At 70.4% G+C, this 18,091-nt stretch carries 18 protein-coding genes and 1 tRNA gene; 12 read left to right on the top strand and 7 right to left on the bottom strand.

Annotated elements, in window-relative coordinates; all coding sequences use genetic code 11:
• Window positions 1–300: 300 nt before the first annotated feature.
• From RBJ65_RS40485 to RBJ65_RS40460, 6 genes are all read left to right on the top strand, one after another.
• Window positions 301–732 carry a DUF3052 domain-containing protein gene (locus RBJ65_RS40485; RefSeq protein WP_306320806.1) on the top strand — a complete coding sequence of 144 codons (432 nt, stop codon included), beginning with the start codon at window positions 301–303 and terminating at the stop codon, window positions 730–732.
• A gap of 217 nt (window positions 733–949) precedes the next feature.
• A complete protein-coding gene (locus RBJ65_RS40480) occupies window positions 950–1,408 on the top strand; it encodes a peroxiredoxin (protein ID WP_306320807.1) in 459 nt (152 codons plus the stop codon).
• Between the two features lie 148 nt (window positions 1,409–1,556).
• The gene (locus RBJ65_RS40475) at window positions 1,557–2,132 is read left to right on the top strand and encodes a TerD family protein (protein ID WP_306320808.1); all 576 of its coding nucleotides are present in this window, start codon (window positions 1,557–1,559) and stop codon (window positions 2,130–2,132) included.
• Window positions 2,133–2,264: 132 nt separating this feature from the next.
• Window positions 2,265–2,840, top strand: coding sequence for a TerD family protein (locus tag RBJ65_RS40470; RefSeq protein WP_306320809.1), 576 nt, complete (start codon window positions 2,265–2,267; stop codon window positions 2,838–2,840).
• Between the two features lie 70 nt (window positions 2,841–2,910).
• Window positions 2,911–4,062, top strand: coding sequence for a DUF475 domain-containing protein (locus RBJ65_RS40465; protein WP_306320810.1), 1,152 nt, complete (start codon window positions 2,911–2,913; stop codon window positions 4,060–4,062).
• A gap of 154 nt (window positions 4,063–4,216) precedes the next feature.
• On the top strand, window positions 4,217–4,960 hold the full coding sequence (locus RBJ65_RS40460; RefSeq protein WP_306320811.1) for a Tellurium resistance: 744 nt from the start codon (window positions 4,217–4,219) through the stop codon (window positions 4,958–4,960).
• Window positions 4,961–4,976: 16 nt separating this feature from the next.
• Here RBJ65_RS40460 and RBJ65_RS40455 read toward each other — a convergent pair whose 3' ends face one another.
• A complete protein-coding gene (locus tag RBJ65_RS40455) occupies window positions 4,977–5,831 on the bottom strand; it encodes a TerD family protein (protein WP_306320812.1) in 855 nt (284 codons plus the stop codon).
• 199 nt (window positions 5,832–6,030) lie between these two features.
• On the opposite strand from RBJ65_RS40455, the gene RBJ65_RS40450 reads away from it, so the two are divergent.
• From RBJ65_RS40450 to RBJ65_RS40440, 3 genes are all read left to right on the top strand, one after another.
• The gene (locus RBJ65_RS40450) at window positions 6,031–7,203 is read left to right on the top strand and encodes an HpcH/HpaI aldolase/citrate lyase family protein (protein WP_306320813.1); all 1,173 of its coding nucleotides are present in this window, start codon (window positions 6,031–6,033) and stop codon (window positions 7,201–7,203) included.
• Between the two features lie 83 nt (window positions 7,204–7,286).
• Window positions 7,287–9,848, top strand: a complete 2,562-nt coding sequence (locus RBJ65_RS40445) for a phosphoribosyltransferase (RefSeq protein ID WP_306320906.1) — start codon at window positions 7,287–7,289, stop codon at window positions 9,846–9,848.
• Window positions 9,849–9,922: 74 nt separating this feature from the next.
• Window positions 9,923–10,654 carry an HAD family hydrolase gene (locus tag RBJ65_RS40440; protein WP_306320907.1) on the top strand — a complete coding sequence of 244 codons (732 nt, stop codon included), beginning with the start codon at window positions 9,923–9,925 and terminating at the stop codon, window positions 10,652–10,654.
• 106 nt (window positions 10,655–10,760) lie between these two features.
• Here the strand turns inward: RBJ65_RS40440 and RBJ65_RS40435 are convergent, their stop codons facing one another.
• Both RBJ65_RS40435 and RBJ65_RS40430 read right to left on the bottom strand, forming a co-directional pair.
• Window positions 10,761–11,288, bottom strand: a complete 528-nt coding sequence (locus RBJ65_RS40435) for a DUF4383 domain-containing protein (RefSeq protein ID WP_306320814.1) — start codon at window positions 11,286–11,288, stop codon at window positions 10,761–10,763.
• Between the two features lie 112 nt (window positions 11,289–11,400).
• Window positions 11,401–12,852: a hypothetical protein gene (locus tag RBJ65_RS40430; RefSeq protein ID WP_372341350.1), complete on the bottom strand. Its 1,452-nt coding sequence runs from the start codon at window positions 12,850–12,852 to the stop codon at window positions 11,401–11,403.
• Window positions 12,853–13,012: 160 nt separating this feature from the next.
• Here RBJ65_RS40430 and RBJ65_RS40425 point away from each other — a divergent pair.
• Window positions 13,013–13,084: transfer RNA gene (locus RBJ65_RS40425), tRNA-Val, on the top strand.
• Between the two features lie 55 nt (window positions 13,085–13,139).
• Here RBJ65_RS40425 and RBJ65_RS40420 read toward each other — a convergent pair.
• Window positions 13,140–13,511 (bottom strand): hypothetical protein, encoded by a 372-nt coding sequence (locus RBJ65_RS40420; RefSeq protein WP_306320815.1) that lies wholly within the window; start codon window positions 13,509–13,511, stop codon window positions 13,140–13,142.
• A gap of 137 nt (window positions 13,512–13,648) precedes the next feature.
• On the opposite strand from RBJ65_RS40420, the gene RBJ65_RS40415 reads away from it, so the two are divergent.
• Window positions 13,649–13,894 carry a DUF2277 domain-containing protein gene (locus RBJ65_RS40415; protein ID WP_306320816.1) on the top strand — a complete coding sequence of 82 codons (246 nt, stop codon included), beginning with the start codon at window positions 13,649–13,651 and terminating at the stop codon, window positions 13,892–13,894.
• Here RBJ65_RS40415 and RBJ65_RS40410 read toward each other — a convergent pair.
• The gene (locus RBJ65_RS40410; RefSeq protein ID WP_306320817.1) at window positions 13,882–14,514 is read right to left on the bottom strand and encodes a DedA family protein; all 633 of its coding nucleotides are present in this window, start codon (window positions 14,512–14,514) and stop codon (window positions 13,882–13,884) included. The two genes, RBJ65_RS40415 and RBJ65_RS40410, sit on opposite strands and share 13 nt — an antisense overlap.
• 225 nt (window positions 14,515–14,739) lie before the next feature.
• Between RBJ65_RS40410 and RBJ65_RS40405 the strand changes: the two genes are divergently transcribed.
• Window positions 14,740–15,270, top strand: a complete 531-nt coding sequence (locus RBJ65_RS40405; RefSeq protein WP_306320818.1) for a superoxide dismutase family protein — start codon at window positions 14,740–14,742, stop codon at window positions 15,268–15,270.
• A gap of 110 nt (window positions 15,271–15,380) precedes the next feature.
• Here RBJ65_RS40405 and RBJ65_RS40400 read toward each other — a convergent pair whose 3' ends face one another.
• Together RBJ65_RS40400 and RBJ65_RS40395 are read right to left on the bottom strand one after the other, a co-directional pair.
• Entirely contained in the window at window positions 15,381–15,839 is a 459-nt protein-coding gene (locus tag RBJ65_RS40400; RefSeq protein ID WP_306320819.1) for a DoxX family protein, read from the bottom strand.
• A gap of 97 nt (window positions 15,840–15,936) precedes the next feature.
• Window positions 15,937–17,910, bottom strand: coding sequence for an FAD/NAD(P)-binding domain-containing protein (locus tag RBJ65_RS40395; RefSeq protein ID WP_306320820.1), 1,974 nt, complete (start codon window positions 17,908–17,910; stop codon window positions 15,937–15,939).
• Window positions 17,911–18,091 lie beyond the last annotated feature (181 nt).

The following is an 18,091-nucleotide window of genomic DNA, read 5'->3' as shown; positions in this document are numbered from 1 at the left end:
TTGCGATCGAACCGCCACGATACGCCCATTTCGCCCATGTGTTCCGCTGAGGTGTTCGACTCGGGTTGCGATCGGCGCTCGGGCAGTGCGGGCAAAGCTGACAGATCGCTGTGGCATACATCACTGGCCAGCGGGGATCCTTGACAGGAGTTGCGGTGACACGGCCTGGAAAGTCACCGTTTCGGCGGTCTCGACGGCCGGGTACTTGCGCGATCCGTCGCGCACGTGTGGACTACGGCCAATGCTTCGCGCGTACGCGAGGCTGTAGACAACTTCGTAAACACGATCAGGAGGCAATCCGTGAGCGCGACCGCGGACCACGCGGAAACGAACCTTGCCGTGAGGCTCGGTTTCCAGCCCGACCAGGTGGTCCAGGAGATCGGCTACGACGACGACGTCGATCAGGAGCTCCGAGAGACCATCGAGGCAGCCATCGGCTCCGAGCTCGTCGACGAGGACTACGACGACGTGGCTGACGCCGTGGTGCTCTGGTTCCGTGAGGACGACGGGGACCTTACTGATGCACTGGTGGACGCCATCGCTTACATGGAGGAAGGCGGCTCCATTCTGCTTCTGACGCCGAAGACCGGCCGGGACGGCTACGTCCAGCCCAGCGAGATCGGCGAGGCCGCCACTACGGCGGGTCTGACCGCGAGCAAGAGCGTCAGTGCGGGCAAGGACTGGACCGGCAGCCGTCTTGCCACGCCCAAGGCAGCCGCCAAGAAGCGATAGCAGTCCCGGCGGAACGGGAACCCGACGTGAGGGCCCTCGCAGGTGCGCCACCGCGCCCGCGAGGGCCCTCGCGCATGTCCGGGCGCCGCTCCCGCGGCTCTCCGCGCGGCCCCGCGGCTGTCGCGTCTGTCCGCCGTGCCCACCTGCGCGGCAGCGCCCGTACGCGGCCAACTAGGCTGAAGCCACCCGAACAGCCCCACCGAAGGGAAGCTTCACCATGGCGATCGAGGTCGACACCTTGGCTCCGGAGATCGAGCTCAAGAACCAGCACGGCGAGACCGTGAAGCTCTCGGACTTCCGCGGCGAGAAGAACGTGGTGCTGCTCTTCTACCCGTTCGCTTTCACCGGGGTGTGCACCGGGGAGCTGTGCGCGCTGCGCGACGAGCTGCCGAAGTTCGTCAACGACGACGTGCAGCTGCTCGCCGTATCGAACGACTCCCCGTTCTCGCTGCGCGTCTTCGCCGAGCAGGAGGGCCTGGAGTACCCGCTGCTGAGCGACTTCTGGCCGCACGGCGAGGCCTCGCGCGCCTACGGCGTCTTCGACGAGGAGAAGGGCTGCGCGGTGCGCGGCACCTTCATCATCGACAAGGAGGGCGTCGTCCGCTGGACCGTTGTCAACGGCCTGCCCGACGCCCGTGACCTGAACGAGTACGTCAAGGCCATCGACGCCCTGTAGGGCGAGCTGCCGAAAGACGGCCTGTCGAGGGACGACACCCTGCGGGATCCCTCGCCGGGGGCGGGAACCCCTTACTAGGATCCAGACGTTGATCCGATACCAGAGCAGTACGGGGGCTCCCCGCCCCTAGAGACCATAGGGAGGATTCGTGGGAGTCAGCCTCAGCAAGGGCGGCAACGTATCGCTGAGCAAGGAGGCCCCGGGCCTCACGGCCGTGGTCGTGGGTCTCGGTTGGGATGTCCGCACCACCACCGGTACGGACTTCGACCTCGACGCCAGCGCCATCCTGACGAACGCCGAGGGCAAGGTCCGCAACGACCAGGACTTCGTGTTCTTCAACAACCTGAAGAGCGCGGACGGCTCGGTCGAGCACACCGGCGACAACCTCACCGGCGAGGGCGAGGGCGACGACGAGCAGGTCAAGGTCGACCTCGCGTCGGTCCCTGCCGATGTCGACAAGATCGTGTTCCCGGTGTCGATCTACGACGCCGAGAGCCGTCAGCAGTCCTTCGGTCAGGTGCGCAACGCGTTCATCCGCGTCGTGAACCAGACGGGCGGCGCCGAGATCGCCCGTTACGACCTCTCCGAGGACGCGTCCACCGAGACCGCCATGGTCTTCGGTGAGCTGTACCGCAACGGGGCGGAGTGGAAGTTCCGCGCCGTCGGCCAGGGCTACGCCTCGGGTCTGCGCGGCATCGCGCAGGACTTCGGCGTCAACGTCTGAGCCGAAGCACCGCACGAAGCACCGCACCACGCGCATCCGTCCGGCGCCGCACTCTCCCAGTGCGGCGCCGGATGTGCTCGACCACAGCAGCGCCAGAGCAGCACCAGCCAGACATCGGGGAGGATCACCATCATGGGCGTCACACTCGCCAAGGGGGGCAACGTCTCCCTCTCCAAGGCCGCACCGAACCTCACGCAGGTCCTGGTCGGGCTCGGATGGGACGCGCGCTCCACCACCGGAGCCGACTTCGACCTCGATGCCAGCGCGCTGCTCTGCAGCGGTGGCCGGGTCATGGGCGACGAGTGGTTCATCTTCTACAACCAGCTCAAGAGCCCCGACGGTTCGGTCGAGCACACCGGGGACAACCTCACCGGCGAGGGTGAGGGCGACGACGAATCGATTCTGGTCGACCTCTCCACGGTGCCGGCCGACTGCGACAAGATCATTTTCCCGGTCTCCATCCATGACGCGGACAACCGCGGCCAGACCTTCGGCCAAGTGAGCAACGCGTTCATCCGGGTCGTGAACCAGGCGGACGGGCAGGAACTGGCCCGTTACGACCTGTCCGAGGACGCTTCGACCGAAACGGCCATGATCTTTGGCGAGGTGTACCGATACGGAGGAGAGTGGAAGTTCCGGGCGGTCGGCCAGGGGTACGCGTCCGGGCTTCGGGGCATCGCTCTAGACTTCGGGGTCAATGTTTCGTAAAGCCGTGCGCGGAGCGGGGGAGCCCCGTACAACCAGCACGGGGAAACCCGTTCACATGATGGGGTAGCCAGTGGTTCTGAAAACCTTCGGCTGGTCGTTCGCGATCACCGTGCTCGGCTTGATCGCCGCAGTGTTCTACGGAGGCTGGCAGGCCTTCGGGGTCGTCTTGATTCTGGCGATCATGGAAGTGTCGCTGTCCTTCGACAACGCGGTGGTCAACGCCGGAATCCTGAAGAAGATGAATGCCTTCTGGCAGAAGATCTTCCTCACGATCGGTGTGGTCATCGCCGTCTTCGGTATGCGGCTCATCTTCCCCGTCGTGATCGTCGCCATCAGCGCCAAGCTGGGGCCGGTCGAGGCCGTGGACCTCGCGTTCAACCAGCCCGACCGCTATCAGCAGCTGGTCACGGACGCGCACCCGTCCATCGCCGCCTTTGGCGGAATGTTCCTGCTGATGATCTTCCTCGACTTCATCTTCGAGGAGCGCGACATCAAGTGGCTGGGCTGGCTGGAGCGCCCGCTCGCCAAGCTCGGCAAGGTCGACATGCTGTCGGTCTGCATCGCCCTGATCGTGCTGCTCGTCGCCTCCCTGACCGTCGCGCTCAACGCGCATCAACACGGCGGCGTACATGTGGACAAGCAGGCGACCGTGCTGCTCGCGGGTGTCGCGGGACTCATCACGTACCTCGTCGTGAACGGCCTCTCCAGCTTCTTCGAGCACCGCATCGAGGAAGAGGAGGAGCGTGAGCACGAGGAGGAGGAGCGGGCCAAGCGCGAGGGCAAGAAGCAGTCCGCGGTGCTGCTCGCCGGCAAGGCCGCGTTCTTCATGTTCCTCTACCTCGAGGTCCTGGACGCGTCCTTCTCCTTCGACGGCGTGATCAGCGCCTTCGCCATCACCAACGACATCGTGATGATGGCGCTCGGCCTCGGCATCGGAGCCATGTACGTCCGTTCGCTCACGGTCTATCTGGTCCGCCAGGGCACCCTGGACGACTACGTGTACCTGGAGCACGGCGCGCACTACGCGATCGGCGCGCTCGCCGCGATCCTCCTGGTCACCATCCAGTACGAGGTCAGCGAGCTCATCACGGGTCTGATCGGCGTCTTCCTGATCGCCTGGTCCTTCCTGTCCTCGGTGCGGCGCAACAAGCGGATCGCCGCGGAAGAGGGCGGCGGCTCCGGGAGTTCGGACGACAAGGCAGAGGTTTCGTCCGGAGTTTGACGCCGGCGCGAGGCTTCGAGCCCGCGTGGCTCGCGCGGGTTTGACCCCTGGGGCATTCCTGGAACGCTGTGAGCGGGGCGGTCGTACGAGGACGAGTCCTTGAACGACCGCCCCTTCGGCATGAACGGCGGCACTTGGGGCACTTGGGGGCGGTATGTCCTTCTGGGACAGGCTATGGCGCGGCAACGCCGCGCAGTTCGAGTTCGATTCGGGCAGCGCGGCGACCAACGCCATCGAACTCACCAAGCGGCATCCGGTCGTCTCGCTCTCCAAGCAGGGCGCGGCCACCGGCAATCTCCGCATCAACCTGTCGTGGCAGATGCGGACTTCGGACATCGGCGGTCCCAAACGGAACAGCCTGATGCGGCATCCGTTCAGCATGTTCAAGCCCGAGGCGGTGCAGGCGCACAGCCAGTCGATGGTCAATGTGGACCTGGACCTCGGCTGCCTGTACGAGCTGAAGGACGGCGAGAAGGGGGTCGTACAGCCGCTCGGCAGTTTCTTCGGCGCGCTCAATGAGCCGCCGTACGTGAAGCTCAGCGGCGACGACCGGTTCGGCTCGGCGTCCGGTGAGACGATCTACGTCAATCTCGATCGCCGCGACGACATCAAGCGTCTGCTGGTGTTCGTCTACATCTACGACCAGACGCCGGCGTTCGACCGTACGCACGCCGGTGTGACGCTGTATCCGAGCAACGGCCCCCGCATCGAGATCAACCTCGACGAGCGGGCCCCGCAGGCCCGCTCGTGCGCCGTGGTCTCCATCGAGAATGTGAAGGGCGACTTCGTCGTACGGCGCGAGGTGCGCTTCGTGTACGGGTTCCAGGCGGAGCTCGACCGGCTGTACGGGTGGGGCCTGCAGTGGGGCCGCGGTTACAAGACCACCACGGGCCGGTGAGCCACCGGCCGATGACCTACTGGCCGATGAACTGCGGGCCCTGCGGCGGGAGTTTGAAGGCCGGGTCCGGCCACGCCGTCACCGGCTGCGGGTACCCGTACGCGGGCGCCTGCTGCTGGGTGGCGGCCGCGGGCGGATAGCCGTACGCGGGCGGCTGCTGGGGCGGCAGCGGGAACGAGGTCGCCGCGACCGGTGCCGCCTCGGGCATCGGCCCGGGGGACTGCGTGGGCGCGGCGGGCTCGGCGGCCGGGAGCGGTGCGACGCGCGCGGTCTCGGCCTCGGGGTCCGTGACGGGAGTGGCATCCGGCTCGGCGGACGACTCGTCGACCGAGATGCCGAAGTCCGTGGCGAGGCCCACCAGACCGTTCGAATACCCCTCGCCGACCGCGCGCAGCCGCCAGCCGTCGCCGCGCCGGTACAGCTCGCCGCAGATCAGCGCGGTCTCGGCGCCGGTCTCCGGCTTGATGTCGAAGTACGCGACCGGTTCGGCGGCCTCGGCCCCGGCCCCGGCGTCGTACAGGGAAAGCCGCAGCGAGCGCACGGTCTCGAACGGGGTGGCGTCCGGGTCGGTGGAGGCCGTCACGAGGATGCGGCTGATCTCCGCGGGGACGCCCGAGAGGTCGGCCTGGACGGTGTCCGTCATGCCGTCGGCGACACGCTTCTGGCCGAGCCGCCAGACCTTCCCCGAGGGGTGGCGCGGCTGGTTGTAGAAGACGAAGTCCTCGTCGTCGCGGACCCGGCCCTCCGGCGTGAGCAACAGCGCCGAAGCGTCCACGGTCGGCACGCCCTGCCCCGGTGACCAGTGGAGCACGGCGCGCACCGCTGTGGCTTCGAGCGGGACGTTCGCCCCCTTGAGCATCGCGTGCGTCATGCGGTCATCCTGCCTCGCCGGTCCTGGGCACGACAACGCGGGGTACCAAGATCGACGGCCGTCGCGCGCGGCCGGAAAACACCGCACGACATGCGCCAGTTACCAGAACTTCATGGCGGGCGGGAACCTTTGACACACCCTTGTACGTACTATTACCGGCCACATCATTTCGGAAGGCCTGGCACGACGGGGGAATCTTATGCGTCATTTCGGGCACATCGCCCCTGAGGTGCGGGAGCGACTCTTCCACGAGGAGCCGCGGGACTTCACCGCGGACTCCCCGCCCCGCATGCTCGCGGCGGGGCTCGGGGCGACGCTCTACAGCCCCGCGACCCGGCCGCGGCTCGCGGACGACGTGCTCAAGCAGGCTGGGCGCGGCGTCGTCTCCATGGTGCTGTGCCTGGAGGACTCGATCCACGACTCCGAGGTGCCGGACGCCGAGGCCAACCTGGTGCGACAGTTCCCCGAGCTCGCGCGCAGGGTCGCCGCCGGGGCCGAGCCGCCGCTGCTCTTCATTCGTGTACGAAACCCGGAGCAGATCACCGATCTGGTGGCGCGGCTCGGCAGCTCCGTGGAACTGCTGTCCGGATTCGTACTGCCCAAGTTCACCGAGGAGCGGGGTGTTCCGTTCCTGGAGGCCCTCACGGCCGCCGAAGCGGCCACCGGGCGTCGACTTTTCGCCATGCCGGTCCTGGAGTCGCCCGACCTGCTGTACCTGGAGACGCGCGCCGAGACCCTGGCCGGCATCGGCCGCACCGTCGACAAGTACCGCGACCGCGTCCTCGCGCTGCGCCTCGGCGTCACGGACTTCTGCTCGGCGTACGGGCTGCGCAGGCCGCCCGACATGACGGCGTACGACGTCCAGATCGTCGCCTCCGTCATCGCCGACGTGGTCAATCTGCTGGGCCGGGCGGACGGCACCGGGTTCACGGTGACCGGGCCCGTCTGGGAGTACTTCCGCCACCAGGAGCGGATGTTCAAGCCGCAGCTGCGCCGCAGCCCCTTCCTTGAGGGGCGCGCCGACGACCTGCGGCAGGCCCTGATCAGGCACGACATGGACGGACTGCTCCGCGAGATCGAGCTCGACCGGGCCAACGGACTGCTCGGCAAGACCTGCATCCACCCCACGCACGTACTGCCCGTGCACGCGCTCTCCGTAGTGAGCCACGAGGAGTACAGCGACGCCCGCGACATAGTGCGGCCCGAGCGGGGCGGCGGCGGTGTGCTGAGGTCGGCGTACACGAACAAGATGAACGAGGTGAAGCCGCACCGCGCGTGGGCCGAGCGGACGCTGCGGCGCGCGGAGGCGTTCGGGGTGGCGCGGGAGGATGTGGGGTTCGTGGAGTTGTTGACAGCCGGGATTCCCGGATGACGGCCGGGGAATTCCGGCCGCCCGTAGATGTCGCGGGTTCCGTAGAGGTGAGGGGTTCTGCAGCGGTGAGAGGTGCGGTGGACGTGGTGTGGTCGGGGGAGTGGGTCGCCGAGCGGCTCGGGGTCGAGCTGACCGGGGACCGGGAGCTGCCCGAGCTCCTCGGGCTCGCGCTGCGCCGCAACCCCAAGCGCGCGCACCTGCTGGTGTCGAACGTGCTGGGCAAGCACGTCCCGCAGCGCCCCTCCGTGGTGTGGCGCTCCGGTCGCGAACTCGGCGTACGGGTACGGGAGTTGATCGGCGACGAGGCGGCGCGCCGCGCGGTCGTACTCGGCTACGCCGAGACGGCGACGGGGCTCGGCCACTCGGTCGCCGACGGCCTCGCCCTCGCGCCCTACCTGCACTCCACGCGCCGCCCCATCGAAGGCGTGGCCCGCGCGGGCGGCTTCGAGGAGTCCCACTCGCACGCCACCTCCCACCTGCTGCTGCCCGAGAACCCCGAACTGCTCGCAGGGGACGGCCCGTTGGTCCTGGTCGACGACGAGTTCTCCACCGGGAACACGGTCCTGAACACCATCCGCGCGCTGCACGAGCTGCACGCGCGCGAGCACTACGTCATCGTCGCGCTCGTCGACCTGCGCTCGCCCGGCGACCAGGGGCGGCTCGAGGAGTTCGCCCGCGAGATAGGAGCCCGCGTCGACCTGGTGGTCGCGGCGCGCGGCGCGGTGCGGCTGCCGGACGGGGTCCTGGAGAAGGGGCAGGCGCTCGTCGCGGCGCACGAGGCCGGTGGCGTCCCCGCGCCCCGGAGCGAGCGCGGCGAGACGGTGCGGGTGGCCGACCTCGGCTGGCCGGAAGGGATACCGGACGGCGGACGGCACGGCTTCACGCCCGAGCACCGCGAGCGCCTCGACGCGGCGCTGCCCGGCATGGCCGCGCGCCTCGCCCCGCACCTCGGTACGGGACGCGTACTCGTCCTCGGCAACGAGGAGTTGATGTACGCGCCACTGCGCCTCGCCACGGAACTGGAGGCGACGGGGGCCGACGTGTCGTACTCCACCACGACACGCTCGCCCGTCCTCGCGGTCGACGACCCCGGCTACGCGATCCGCAGCCGCCTCGTGTTCCCCGCGCACGACACGCCGGCGGACGGGCCGGGGGAGCGGTACGCGTACAACGTCGCGGGCGGCGGCTTCGACACCGTCGTCGTCGTGCTCGACTCGGTGGGCGACACGGCCGAACTCGCGAGTCCGGGCGGGCTGTTGGAGCGGGTGGCCGAGCATGCGGCGCGGGTGGTCGTGGTGGTGGTGCCCTCGTACGTGCCCTCGTACGTGCCGTCATGCGTGCCGTCATGCGTGCCGCCACACGTGACGCCATACGTGGCGTCGAGCGTGCCGCCCCGTGCCCGGCCGCGCACCCCCTCGTACGTATCTCAGGAGAGGTCGTCCATGTCGTTGCCCGAGCCGCTGCGCGGCCCCGCCTTCTCCTCGTACGCGCCCGACGAGGTCGGCTGGCTGCTGCAGGACCTCTCGGACGTCACGCTTGAGGCGCCCACGGAGGAGCGCGAGGAGGCGATCCAGAGCGGGGGCGCGCACTACGCCGAGTCGCTGCCGGTCGAGTACCAACCCAGCGCGCAGTACCAGGAGTTGTTCCACGCCGCGCTCGAGGCGTCGGCCGGGCGGATCGCCCATGCCGTGGGAGTGGTGACCGAGACGGTGCTCGCCGAGCGGTCGCCGCGCCCGGTGCTCGTGTCGCTCGCGCGCGCGGGCACGCCCGTGGGCGTGCTGATGCGGCGCTGGGCGCTGCGGCGGCACGGGCTCGAACTGCCGCACTACGCGGTGTCGATCGTGCGCGGCCGGGGGATCGACGCGAACGCGCTGCGCTGGCTCGCCGCGCACCACGACCCGGCGGATGTGGTGTTCGTCGACGGGTGGACCGGGAAGGGCGCGATCACGCGGGAGCTCGCGGCGGCGGTGGAGGCCGCCGGTTTCGAGGGCTTCGATCCGGAGATCGCGGTGCTCGCCGACCCGGGGTCGTGCGTGCGGACGTACGGGACGCGCGAGGACTTCCTCATACCCTCGGCCTGCCTCAACTCCACGGTGTCCGGGCTGATTTCGCGGACGGTGCTGCGCTCCGACCTGGTCGGGCCCGACGACTTCCACGGCGCGAAGTTCTACTCCGAGCTGGCCGGTTCGGACGTCTCCGGGCGGTTCCTCGACGCGGTGGAGGAGCGGTTCGGGGAGGTGGCGGACGCGGTGGACGCGCAGGTCAAGGAGGTGCAGGGGGTCGATCGCACGCCCACGTGGGAAGGGTGGGCGGCCGTCGAGCGGATCAGTACGGAGTACGGGATCCACGACGTGAACCTCGTGAAGCCGGGCGTCGGGGAGACGACGCGGGTGCTGCTGCGGCGCGTCCCGTGGAAGATCCTGGCGCGGGCGGACGTCTGGGAGGGGCGCCGCGCAGCGACTCGATCAAGGTCGGTGGCGGGAGACGGGCGGGGGGACCTCGACCATGTGCGGCTGCTGGCCGAGCAGCGCGGGGTGCCGGTGGAGGTGGTGGACGAACTGCCGTACAGCTGCGTGGGGTTGATCCACCCGAAGTTCACGAGGGGTGCGACGGGTGTCGACGGGAAGACGGTGGCGGCGAAGTGAACGACGCACCTGTGGTCGTCGCGAGCGATCTCGACCGTACGCTCATCTACTCCGCAGGCGCGCTCGGCCTGACCATGCCCGATGCCGAGGCGCCGCGGCTGCTGTGCGTCGAGGTGTACGAGGGCAGACCGCTGTCGTACGTCACTGAGGACGCCGCCGAGTTGTTGGTGGAGCTGGGGCGGCGTGCGGTGTTCGTGCCGACGACGACGCGGACGCGGGAGCAGTACGGGCGGGTGCGGTTGCCGGGGCCCGCGCCCACGTACGCGATCTGTGCGAACGGGGGGCACCTGTTGGTCGACGGCGTGTCGGACCCGGAGTGGCGGCGTGCGGTCGGGGAGCGGATCGAGGCGGAGTGTGCGCCGCTCGGCGAGGTGCGGGAGCGGATGGTGGCGTCGGCGGATCCGGCGTGGCTGCTCAAGGAGCGGGTCGCGGAGGACCTGTTCGCGTATCTGGTGGTCGACCGGGGGGCGCTGCCGGATAGGTGGGTCAAGGAGCTCGGGGAGTGGGCCGACGGGGTCGGGTGGGGGGTCTCGCTCCAGGGGCGCAAGGTGTACGCCGTGCCGAAGCCGTTGACCAAGGGGGCGGCGGTCGCGGAGGTCGCGCGCAGGGTTGGGGCGGGGTTGACGTTGGGGGCGGGGGATTCGTTGCTGGACGCGGATCTGTTGCTCGCGGTGGAGCGGGGATGGCGGCCGGGGCACGGTGAGCTGGCGGACGTGGGGTGGGCTGCGCCCGGCGTGACGGTTCTGGGGGAGCGGGGAGTTTTGGCGGGGGAGGCGGTGTTGCGGGGGTTCCTCGGGTCGGTCTGAGCGCGACCGGGCCGGGACCGCGCCGTGGCTGGGGCCGCCGTCTCCATTGCGCGGCACCGTGCGCCGCCCTTCCGGCGTTTGAGGAGCGGAGCCCCGGGGCGTGGGGTCAGGAACTGGTGTCGGGGGCGTGGCGGGCGCGCCAGTACGGGTTGTCGTGCGGCAGCGAACCGCTGACGCGGCCGTACATGCCGAAGAACATCAGGAGCAGGCCGACGGCGAAGCTGAAGAGGACGTTCTGGATGCGGAAGGCCAGGAAGTTGAGGCCGGTGTCCAGCAGGGCCAGGTTCACGAAGCCGCTGAGGATGAAGAGGACGCCCAGCGTCATATTGAGCGTCGACGCGAAGTTGCCGCCGATCAGCATTCCGGCGAACAGGAGCAGGCCGACGCAGATGGACAGCACGCTCAGCGCGCCGTTCGTGTTCAGGCCCGCGACGGTGTCGCCACCGGTGTCGAAGAAGCCGACCTTGTCGATGAGCCCGAGGACGCCGAAGGCGAGCAGGACGAGCCCCATCAGGCCCGCCCCGGTGCGGTACACCTTGCTCAGGCGGCGGTCGAGGGGGAGATGCTCGTCGAGCGTGACGTGGTGTCGCCGGGTTCCGGAACCGGATCCGGGGTGGAGTACGTGCGTGGACATGATCGCCTCGCCTCCTTGCACGTAAGCCGTACGTGCCCACAGCGGTACGTGCCCGTGCGTAGATTCACGTACGTACTTCAAGGATCCGCCCGTCGGCCGCCGAGTGCCAACGTCAGCCGCCGCCCCGGTCCTCCCGGATCTGCGTGACGACTCGGGCCACGGTCCGCCGCACGCCCTCCGTCTCCGTCAGGAAGTGCCAGTAGTCGGGGTGCCGGCCCTCCAGGCCCGCGACGGCGCGGTCGAGGCGGGCGACCGACTCGTCGAGGGGGCGGGCATGCCGCGGGTCAGGGGTGGAGCGGCCCGCCATGGCGAGACGCTGGGCGTCCCGGATCGCGAACCGGGTGCGGTCGATCTCGGCGCGCGGGTCCTTGGACACGGCGTTCAGGCGCTGCAGCCGGTCGGAGGCCGCCGAGACCGACTCGTCCGTCGAGTTCAGCAGGGCGCGGACCGTGGAGAGCAGCGCCGTCGCGTTCGGCCAGTCCTGGCTCTCGCGGGCCGAGCGCGCCTCGGCGAGCTTGGACTCCGCCTGCCGCACGTTCCGCGCCGCCGTCTCCGGTACGGACTGGAGGTCCTGCCAGCACGCGGCGGTGAACCGGCGCCGCAGCTCGCTCAGCACCGGATCGACCTGCCCCGCCCGCGTCTGCAGCGCCTGCGCGCGCGTGCGCAGGGAGACGAGCCGGCGGTCGATCTCCGCCGCCCGCTCCGGCAGCCGCTCGGCCTCGGCCCGCACCCGCTCGGCATCCCGCGCGACCCGCTCCGCGCGCTCCAGCGTCTCCGGTACGCCGTGCTGCCCCGCCCCCTGGTTCAGCCGGGTCAGCTCGGGGCCGAGGGCGGCGAGCCGGGCCGCCAGCTCGTCGGCCTTCAGCCCCGACTCGCGTACGGAGTCGAGCGCGGTCGTCGCGGCGAGCAGCGCCTGCCGGGCGCGCTCCACGGACGGCGCGAGCCGGGCCAGTTGGGTCTCCGCCTTGCCGAGCAGCGGCCCTATGCCCTGCGCGAAGCGGTCCAGGTCCTGCTTGACCTGCGTCAACTGCTCCTTCGCCTGCCGCAGTTCGGCATGGGCGCGGGCGGCGGCCGACGCCTCCAGGTCGTCCCGGTCCAGGTCGTGGGCGTCGACGGCGCCGATGTACTGCCCGCTGACCTCGTCGATACGGCGGCCGAGCCCCGCGAAGTCGTCGACGGCGCGGCGGGCCGCGGGGGAGTCGTCGACCGCGGTGATCGTCTCGATGGAGATGCGCAGGTCACGCTGGGCCGTGTCCAGCTCGTAGAAGGCCGCGGCCGCGTCGTCCTTGGCGGCCTGCGCTTGCGCGCGCTGCGACTCTGCGCGGCCCCCGAACCACCGCCGGGTGCCTCCGGCGTTGAACGCGGACGTGAGCGTGGCCGTGAGGAGCGGGAGCGGGAGGGCGACGAGCGTCAGGGTGTCCTTGAGGGCGCGGCCGAAGTCCGGGGCGGGGCGCCGCCGGGAGGTCGGAGCGGGGCGCCGGGAAGTGGGGGCGGACGACTGACGCGGGTTCCTCGTGGTCGTCGTCGCCGTCACTAACCTCTCCCGCGCTGTCCGTGCCGTCATCAGCCCTGCCCGGTCCATTCTCCCACCGGTTAATGACGAACACACGGGTCCATTAGTTCGCGGTTCGGCGGGCGACTTTCGCCCGGCGGGAACGGGTTTGCGGAGCACGGGCATCGGCAAGGTACGCTGTCCACTCATCCTGGCCACACGCCGGGATCACGGGCGCGTAGCTCAGGGGTAGAGCGTCTGCCTTACAAGCAGAATGTCGGCGGTTCGAAACCGTCCGCGCCCACCGTGACGGAACGAAGGCCTCCAGGCGATCGAGTCGACCAAGTCGACCAAGTCGATCAAACCTGGGGGTCTTCGTCGTTCCCGGGCTCGTCGTGTACGTGCTTGAGTCGTGCGCGGGCCCGCACCGTGTCGCCGCCCGTCAGCTCGGACCAGTACCGGTGGCACGTCACGAACACGGCCAGTTCCAGCTCGCGCCTGCGGAGCTTCTCCACCTCCGCCTGATCGTCCTCGCTCCAGCCGGGCGAGGCGGCGCGCTCCATCTTGCGCCAGCCCTGGGTGTCTATGACGGCGTCGTGGGGCTCGACCGACCATGGGAGCCGCTTGAGCAGGGCGAGGAGCTCGGCCCTGATCTGATGCAGCTCGGCCTGGCCGGCGAGGAGGTCGCTGGGGAAATCGAATTCGGAGTCGGAATCATCGATCGCTGCCACCCGCCAATGGTACGTCTGTTCGAATTCAAGGTGCGAGCAACTTCGGGTAGTTCACGCGAACGTGTGGTCGAGGGATGTGGTCGAGGGGTGTGGTCGACCGTCGGGTGCGGGGAGGGGAACGGCGGCAGACTGGAGGCATGTGCCGCAGCATCAAGACCCTCCGCCCGCCCGCGCTCCCCGAAGAGGCCACCGAGGACGAGATCAGGGCCGCGGCCCTGCAGTACGTACGGAAGGTGTCCGGGTTCCGGGCGCCGGCCGCGCACAACCGTGAGGTGTTCGAGCGGGCCGTGGACGACATCGCCCGCGCGACCGCCGAGCTGCTCGACGGCCTGGAGGTGCGCGGGCACCCCAAGCCCGCGCGGGAGTCGGCTCAGGCCTCCTGAGCCGCGGGCACCGGTCTGCGCATCACGTACGCCGCCACCGCGCCCGCACCCACCAGGGCGAGCACCGAGACGACGGTGGAGAGCCAGCTCGCGCCGAGCCACTGTGCGCCGAAGTAGCCGAGCGCCACGCTGTACGCGGCCCAGGCCACGCCCGCGGCGGCGGACCAGGGCAGGAACTCGCGGACCCGCCGGTGCGCCGTGCCCGCCGCGAAGGAGACGACCGAGCGGCCCGCGGGCGCGAACCGGGCGATGATCACGAGCACCCCGCCGCTGGAGCGCGCGAGCGCCCCGCCGAGGCGTTCCTGCGCGGTGCTCAGGCGCCGGGAACGGGCGAGGGCGCGGTCCAGACGGTCGCCGCCGCGCCACGCGAGCCGGTAGGCGAACAGGTCGCCGAGGACCGAGGCCGTCGCGGCGCAGAGGGTGAGGGCGAGCAGGTCCGGGAGGTTGGGGTGGGGCACGTCGCCGGTGGCGGCGGCGCCGCCCGCGGTCGCGGTGGCCGCGGCGATCACGAGGAAGCCGCTGGGCAGCACGGGCACGAACACGTCGAAGAGCACGGAGAGCGCCACGATCGCGTAGATCCACGAGCTGTCGGCCAGTGACCCGAAGACACTCTGCAGCACTGTTCGCTTCGCCTACTCCCGTACGGACCGTTCCTTCCGACAGGAGCGGCTGACATGACAGCTCTACAGCGTACGCCTCAGGAGTGACGGAAGTGGTGAAAGGGGCACGGTTGTTCCTGATCTCACGTTGTCGCGTGTTCATCCCGTGATCGGGCGAACACGTCCCGTACGAACAAGCCAGTACGAGACGGGTCGTGTGACCCCGAGTGAACGGAGAAAACGGAAATGGTGGCAGGAATGGTGACCGGCGCCATGGCGGCGGCCGTGCTCGCGGCGGGTGGGGGCGCGGGCAGCGCGGCGGACTGTTACTGGATGCGGGCGGAGGGGCAGTTCGCGCCGCCCGGCGCGCTCGTCCCGTCGTCGGCGATCACGTACGACAACGGCCTCGTGCCCCCGGCGTCGTCGATCGAGGTGGCGCAGCACGGCAGCGAGTCCGGGATGACCGTGCGCATGCGGGTCAGGGGGCTGGTGCCGGGCCACACGTACGGCGCGCACGTGCATCAGAAACCGTGCGGCGTCGACCCGGAGGCGGCGGGCGGGCACTACCAGAACGTCGTGGACCCGGAGCGGGAGAACGCCGAGAACGAGATCTGGCTCGACTTCACCGCCGACGCGGACGGCGACGGCGCGGCGAAGGTCCGCAAGCCGTGGGGGCTGCGGCCAGGCGGCGCCGGATCCGTCGTGATCCACGACAAGCCGGGCGGGTCGGGCGACCGGGTGGCGTGCTTCACGGTGCCGTTCGCCTCGCCTGCGTGAGCGCGTGCCCGTACGCGTACGGCGGCGGCCCGCACCCCGGGAGTGGGGTGCGGGCCGCCGCCGTTACGGGTGCTGTGGGGGTGAGGGGGGTGGGGAGATGGGGGGGCTGTTCAGGCCGGGACGGTCTCGCTGGTCCGGGTGGTCTCCTCGGGCTGCTCCGAGCGTTCGCCGCGTCCGGCGAAGAGGCGGTCGAGGCCGAGGGCGCCGGAGCCGGTGAAGACGAGCAGCAGCATCGTCCAGCAGAACAGCGCGGCGGGCTCGCCGCCGTTCTGGATCGGGAACAGTGCCTCGGGCTGGTGCATCTTGAAGTACGCGTACGCCATCGAGCCCGACGCGATGAAGGCGGCGAAGCGGGTGCCGAGGCCGAGCAGCACGAGGCCGCCGCCGACGAGCTGGATCACGGCCGCGTACCAGGCGGGCCAGGCGCCGGTCTGGACGGTGTCGCCGCCCATCGTGCCGCCGAGGACGCCGAAGAGCGAGGCGGCGCCGTGGCAGGCGAAGAGCAGGCCGATGACGATGCGGAACAGACCTATGGCATAGGGCTGGGCGCGGTTCAGACGACCAGTCATGGTGGGGCTCCTTCGGTCGGTGGGGACGGAACCGAGAGCACCGGCGCCGAGGAGCGCCTTCGTCGCCGCTGTCGCCACCGGTGTGGGGCGCCACAGATTAGGGGAACCTAATTAGTGCTTGCAAGTTCAACATCCGGCCATGATTCCACTCGTTCCCGAGGGCTAGACCAGTGGCGCCCAAGGCGGCACGGGCCACCGCGTCGGCGTCGGAGAGGGTGACCGAGTCGACGCCCGGCCGGGCCCCCGCCGCGGTCACCCAGTGCACCCCCTCGGTGGGCACGCCGAACGCGAACCGCCGTGCGTGCGCCCGGCCCTGACGACCGATCAGACGGTACGGGCGCGGGGTGACGTCGAGGCCTCCGGTCTCGTGCCCGTCGACGGTGTGCGGCCGGGCGGCGCCGGTCTTGAGGAGGTGTTCGAGCAGGTCGTCGGCGGTCCTGCGGACGTCGGGCTCGGGCAGCCGGGCCTCGACGAGTGTGGTGACGCTCACGGTCGAACCCGGTACGTCGGGCGAGTGCGCGACGAAACGACCGGCCCGCGCGTCCGCCGCCACCTCCATGCGCGGCCCTACGACGGTCAGCGCGCCGGCCTCGATCAGCGCGGTCAGTTCCTCGATACGTCGCCGGGGCGGGCCGATCGACAGGAACGCGTTCAGCGGGGTGTACCAGCGGTCGAGGTGGTCGCGGCGCGAGGTGCCGGTCAGGCCGCCGTGGTCGACGACGAGCCGCAGTTCGTTGCGGAGGTCGCGCAGCACGTCGAGGGCGGCTTTCACGGGGCCGTTCACATTGCCGAGCGCGGCGTGCGCGGCGTCCTCGCGAAGGTGGCCGAGAAGCCAGGTGCGCCAGGCGGTGGGGGAGGTGTACGGGCGGCCGGAGGCGGGGCGGGAAACGTGGTCCCAGGACCAGTGGAGATTCTCCGGGATGCCGAAGTCCCGTAGTACGGCTGCCTCTTCGGGGGACCGGTGGGGTGCGTCGAGGAAACGCTCGCGGAAGGCGTGGGGGTGGGAGGGGGAGGGGGAGGGGGTAAGGGCTTCGGGGTGGTCGGGGGTGGTGGTTCTGAGGAGTGTCTCGTAGTAGACCGTTTCGACCTCCTTCGCGACCAGGGGCCATATGTCGGCGAGGAAGTCGGGGGCGTCGCCGGAGTCGGCGCGTTTACGGAAGCGGGATATCAACTCGTCGGTGAGTACGGCGGGTTGGTGGCGGCCGTACGCGCCCTTGGCGTTGTCGCCGCGTGCCTGGTGCGGGACGCCGCGGCGTGAACCCGCGTACAGGCGGGGCTCGTTGCCCGACGGGATGTAGCGCAGGCCGCCGTTCGGCGCGGGGGTGTAGCGGCCGCCCCGGCCCTCCGTCAACAGGGCCATGTGGTCGAAGAAGTTGAGGCCGAGGCCGCGCAGGAGGACGGGTTCGCCGGGGGCGATGGGGGTCAGGTCGAGGTCGGCCGGGTTGGCGGGCGGGAGGTGGCGCAGGCCGTGCCGGCGGGCGTGGTCGGTGAGCGCGCGTTCGGCCGGGGTGGGGACCGTGGGGAGGTGGCCCTGGGTGAGGACGACGGCGTGCAGGCCGGTGAGGTGGTGGCCGTCGGAGAGGGTGAGGGTCTGGTGGGCTTGATGGTCGCCCTCGGAGTCGTCGAGGCGGATGGCGCGGGTGGGGTGGGTGACGACTTCCACGGAGGGCGGGGCGGTGGTGACGGTTTCGGTGAACACCCAGCGCAGGTAGCGGCCGTACTGGGCGCGGGTCGGATAGGCGTCGGGGCCGAGCGGGGTGTCGTGGCGCTTGGCCCACTCGTAGAGGCTCGGGCCGGGGTGGATCGGGCCGGAGCAGTCGACGCTGTCGTCGGTGTAGAGGGTGACCTGCGAGGCGACCGTGTTCATGAGGAGTTCCGGCGCCTGGTCCGTGCGCCAGACGCTGCCCGCGCCGGGTGGGTGGGGGTCGATCACGTGGACCGTGAGCCGGGTACCGGGAGGCAGGAGCTCGTCCGCCGAGGCGGTGAGGCGTTCCAGGACGCTGGTGCCGCGGGGGCCTGCGCCGACGATGGCGACGGCGAGGGTGGGTTCGGCGTGGGGGACGGCGGGCAAGGTGGGACTCCCGTGGCATGTGGGGCTGCTGGGAAGCGGATGGTGGGGCTCATCATGCCGTTTCCCTGCCGGGAGTGGTGCAGACCAGTGGGGGTGTGGTCCGTTTCACCCGGGTGTGCCGGGGTGGGCTGTGCCGTGGCCGGCGCCCATCGTCATGGGCGCGTGGCACCGGGGGCCGCCT

This window comes from Streptomyces sp. KL109B, from assembly GCF_030766935.1.
Lineage (GTDB): Bacteria > Actinomycetota > Actinomycetes > Streptomycetales > Streptomycetaceae > Streptomyces.
Note: the sequence above shows the minus strand (reverse complement) of the source record. Positions and strands in the feature narration are given on the sequence as shown.

What these genes read in the sequence shown, in the direction of transcription:
- RBJ65_RS40455 (WP_306320812.1), bottom strand. Translation starts at nt 5,831, where the DNA reads ATGACGCACGCGATGCTCAAGGGGGCGAACGTCCCGCTCGAAGCCACA.
- RBJ65_RS40435 (WP_306320814.1), bottom strand. Translation starts at nt 11,288, where the DNA reads ATGTCCACGCACGTACTCCACCCCGGATCCGGTTCCGGAACCCGGCGA.
- RBJ65_RS40450 (WP_306320813.1), top strand. Translation starts at nt 6,031, where the DNA reads ATGCGTCATTTCGGGCACATCGCCCCTGAGGTGCGGGAGCGACTCTTC.
- RBJ65_RS40460 (WP_306320811.1), top strand. Translation starts at nt 4,217, where the DNA reads ATGTCCTTCTGGGACAGGCTATGGCGCGGCAACGCCGCGCAGTTCGAG.
- RBJ65_RS40470 (WP_306320809.1), top strand. Translation starts at nt 2,265, where the DNA reads ATGGGCGTCACACTCGCCAAGGGGGGCAACGTCTCCCTCTCCAAGGCC.
- RBJ65_RS40480 (WP_306320807.1), top strand. Translation starts at nt 950, where the DNA reads ATGGCGATCGAGGTCGACACCTTGGCTCCGGAGATCGAGCTCAAGAAC.
- RBJ65_RS40440 (WP_306320907.1), top strand. Translation starts at nt 9,923, where the DNA reads ATGCCCGATGCCGAGGCGCCGCGGCTGCTGTGCGTCGAGGTGTACGAG.
- RBJ65_RS40430 (WP_372341350.1), bottom strand. Translation starts at nt 12,852, where the DNA reads ATGACGGCACGGACAGCGCGGGAGAGGTTAGTGACGGCGACGACGACC.
- RBJ65_RS40400 (WP_306320819.1), bottom strand. Translation starts at nt 15,839, where the DNA reads ATGACTGGTCGTCTGAACCGCGCCCAGCCCTATGCCATAGGTCTGTTC.
- RBJ65_RS40415 (WP_306320816.1), top strand. Translation starts at nt 13,649, where the DNA reads ATGTGCCGCAGCATCAAGACCCTCCGCCCGCCCGCGCTCCCCGAAGAG.
- RBJ65_RS40405 (WP_306320818.1), top strand. Translation starts at nt 14,740, where the DNA reads ATGGTGGCAGGAATGGTGACCGGCGCCATGGCGGCGGCCGTGCTCGCG.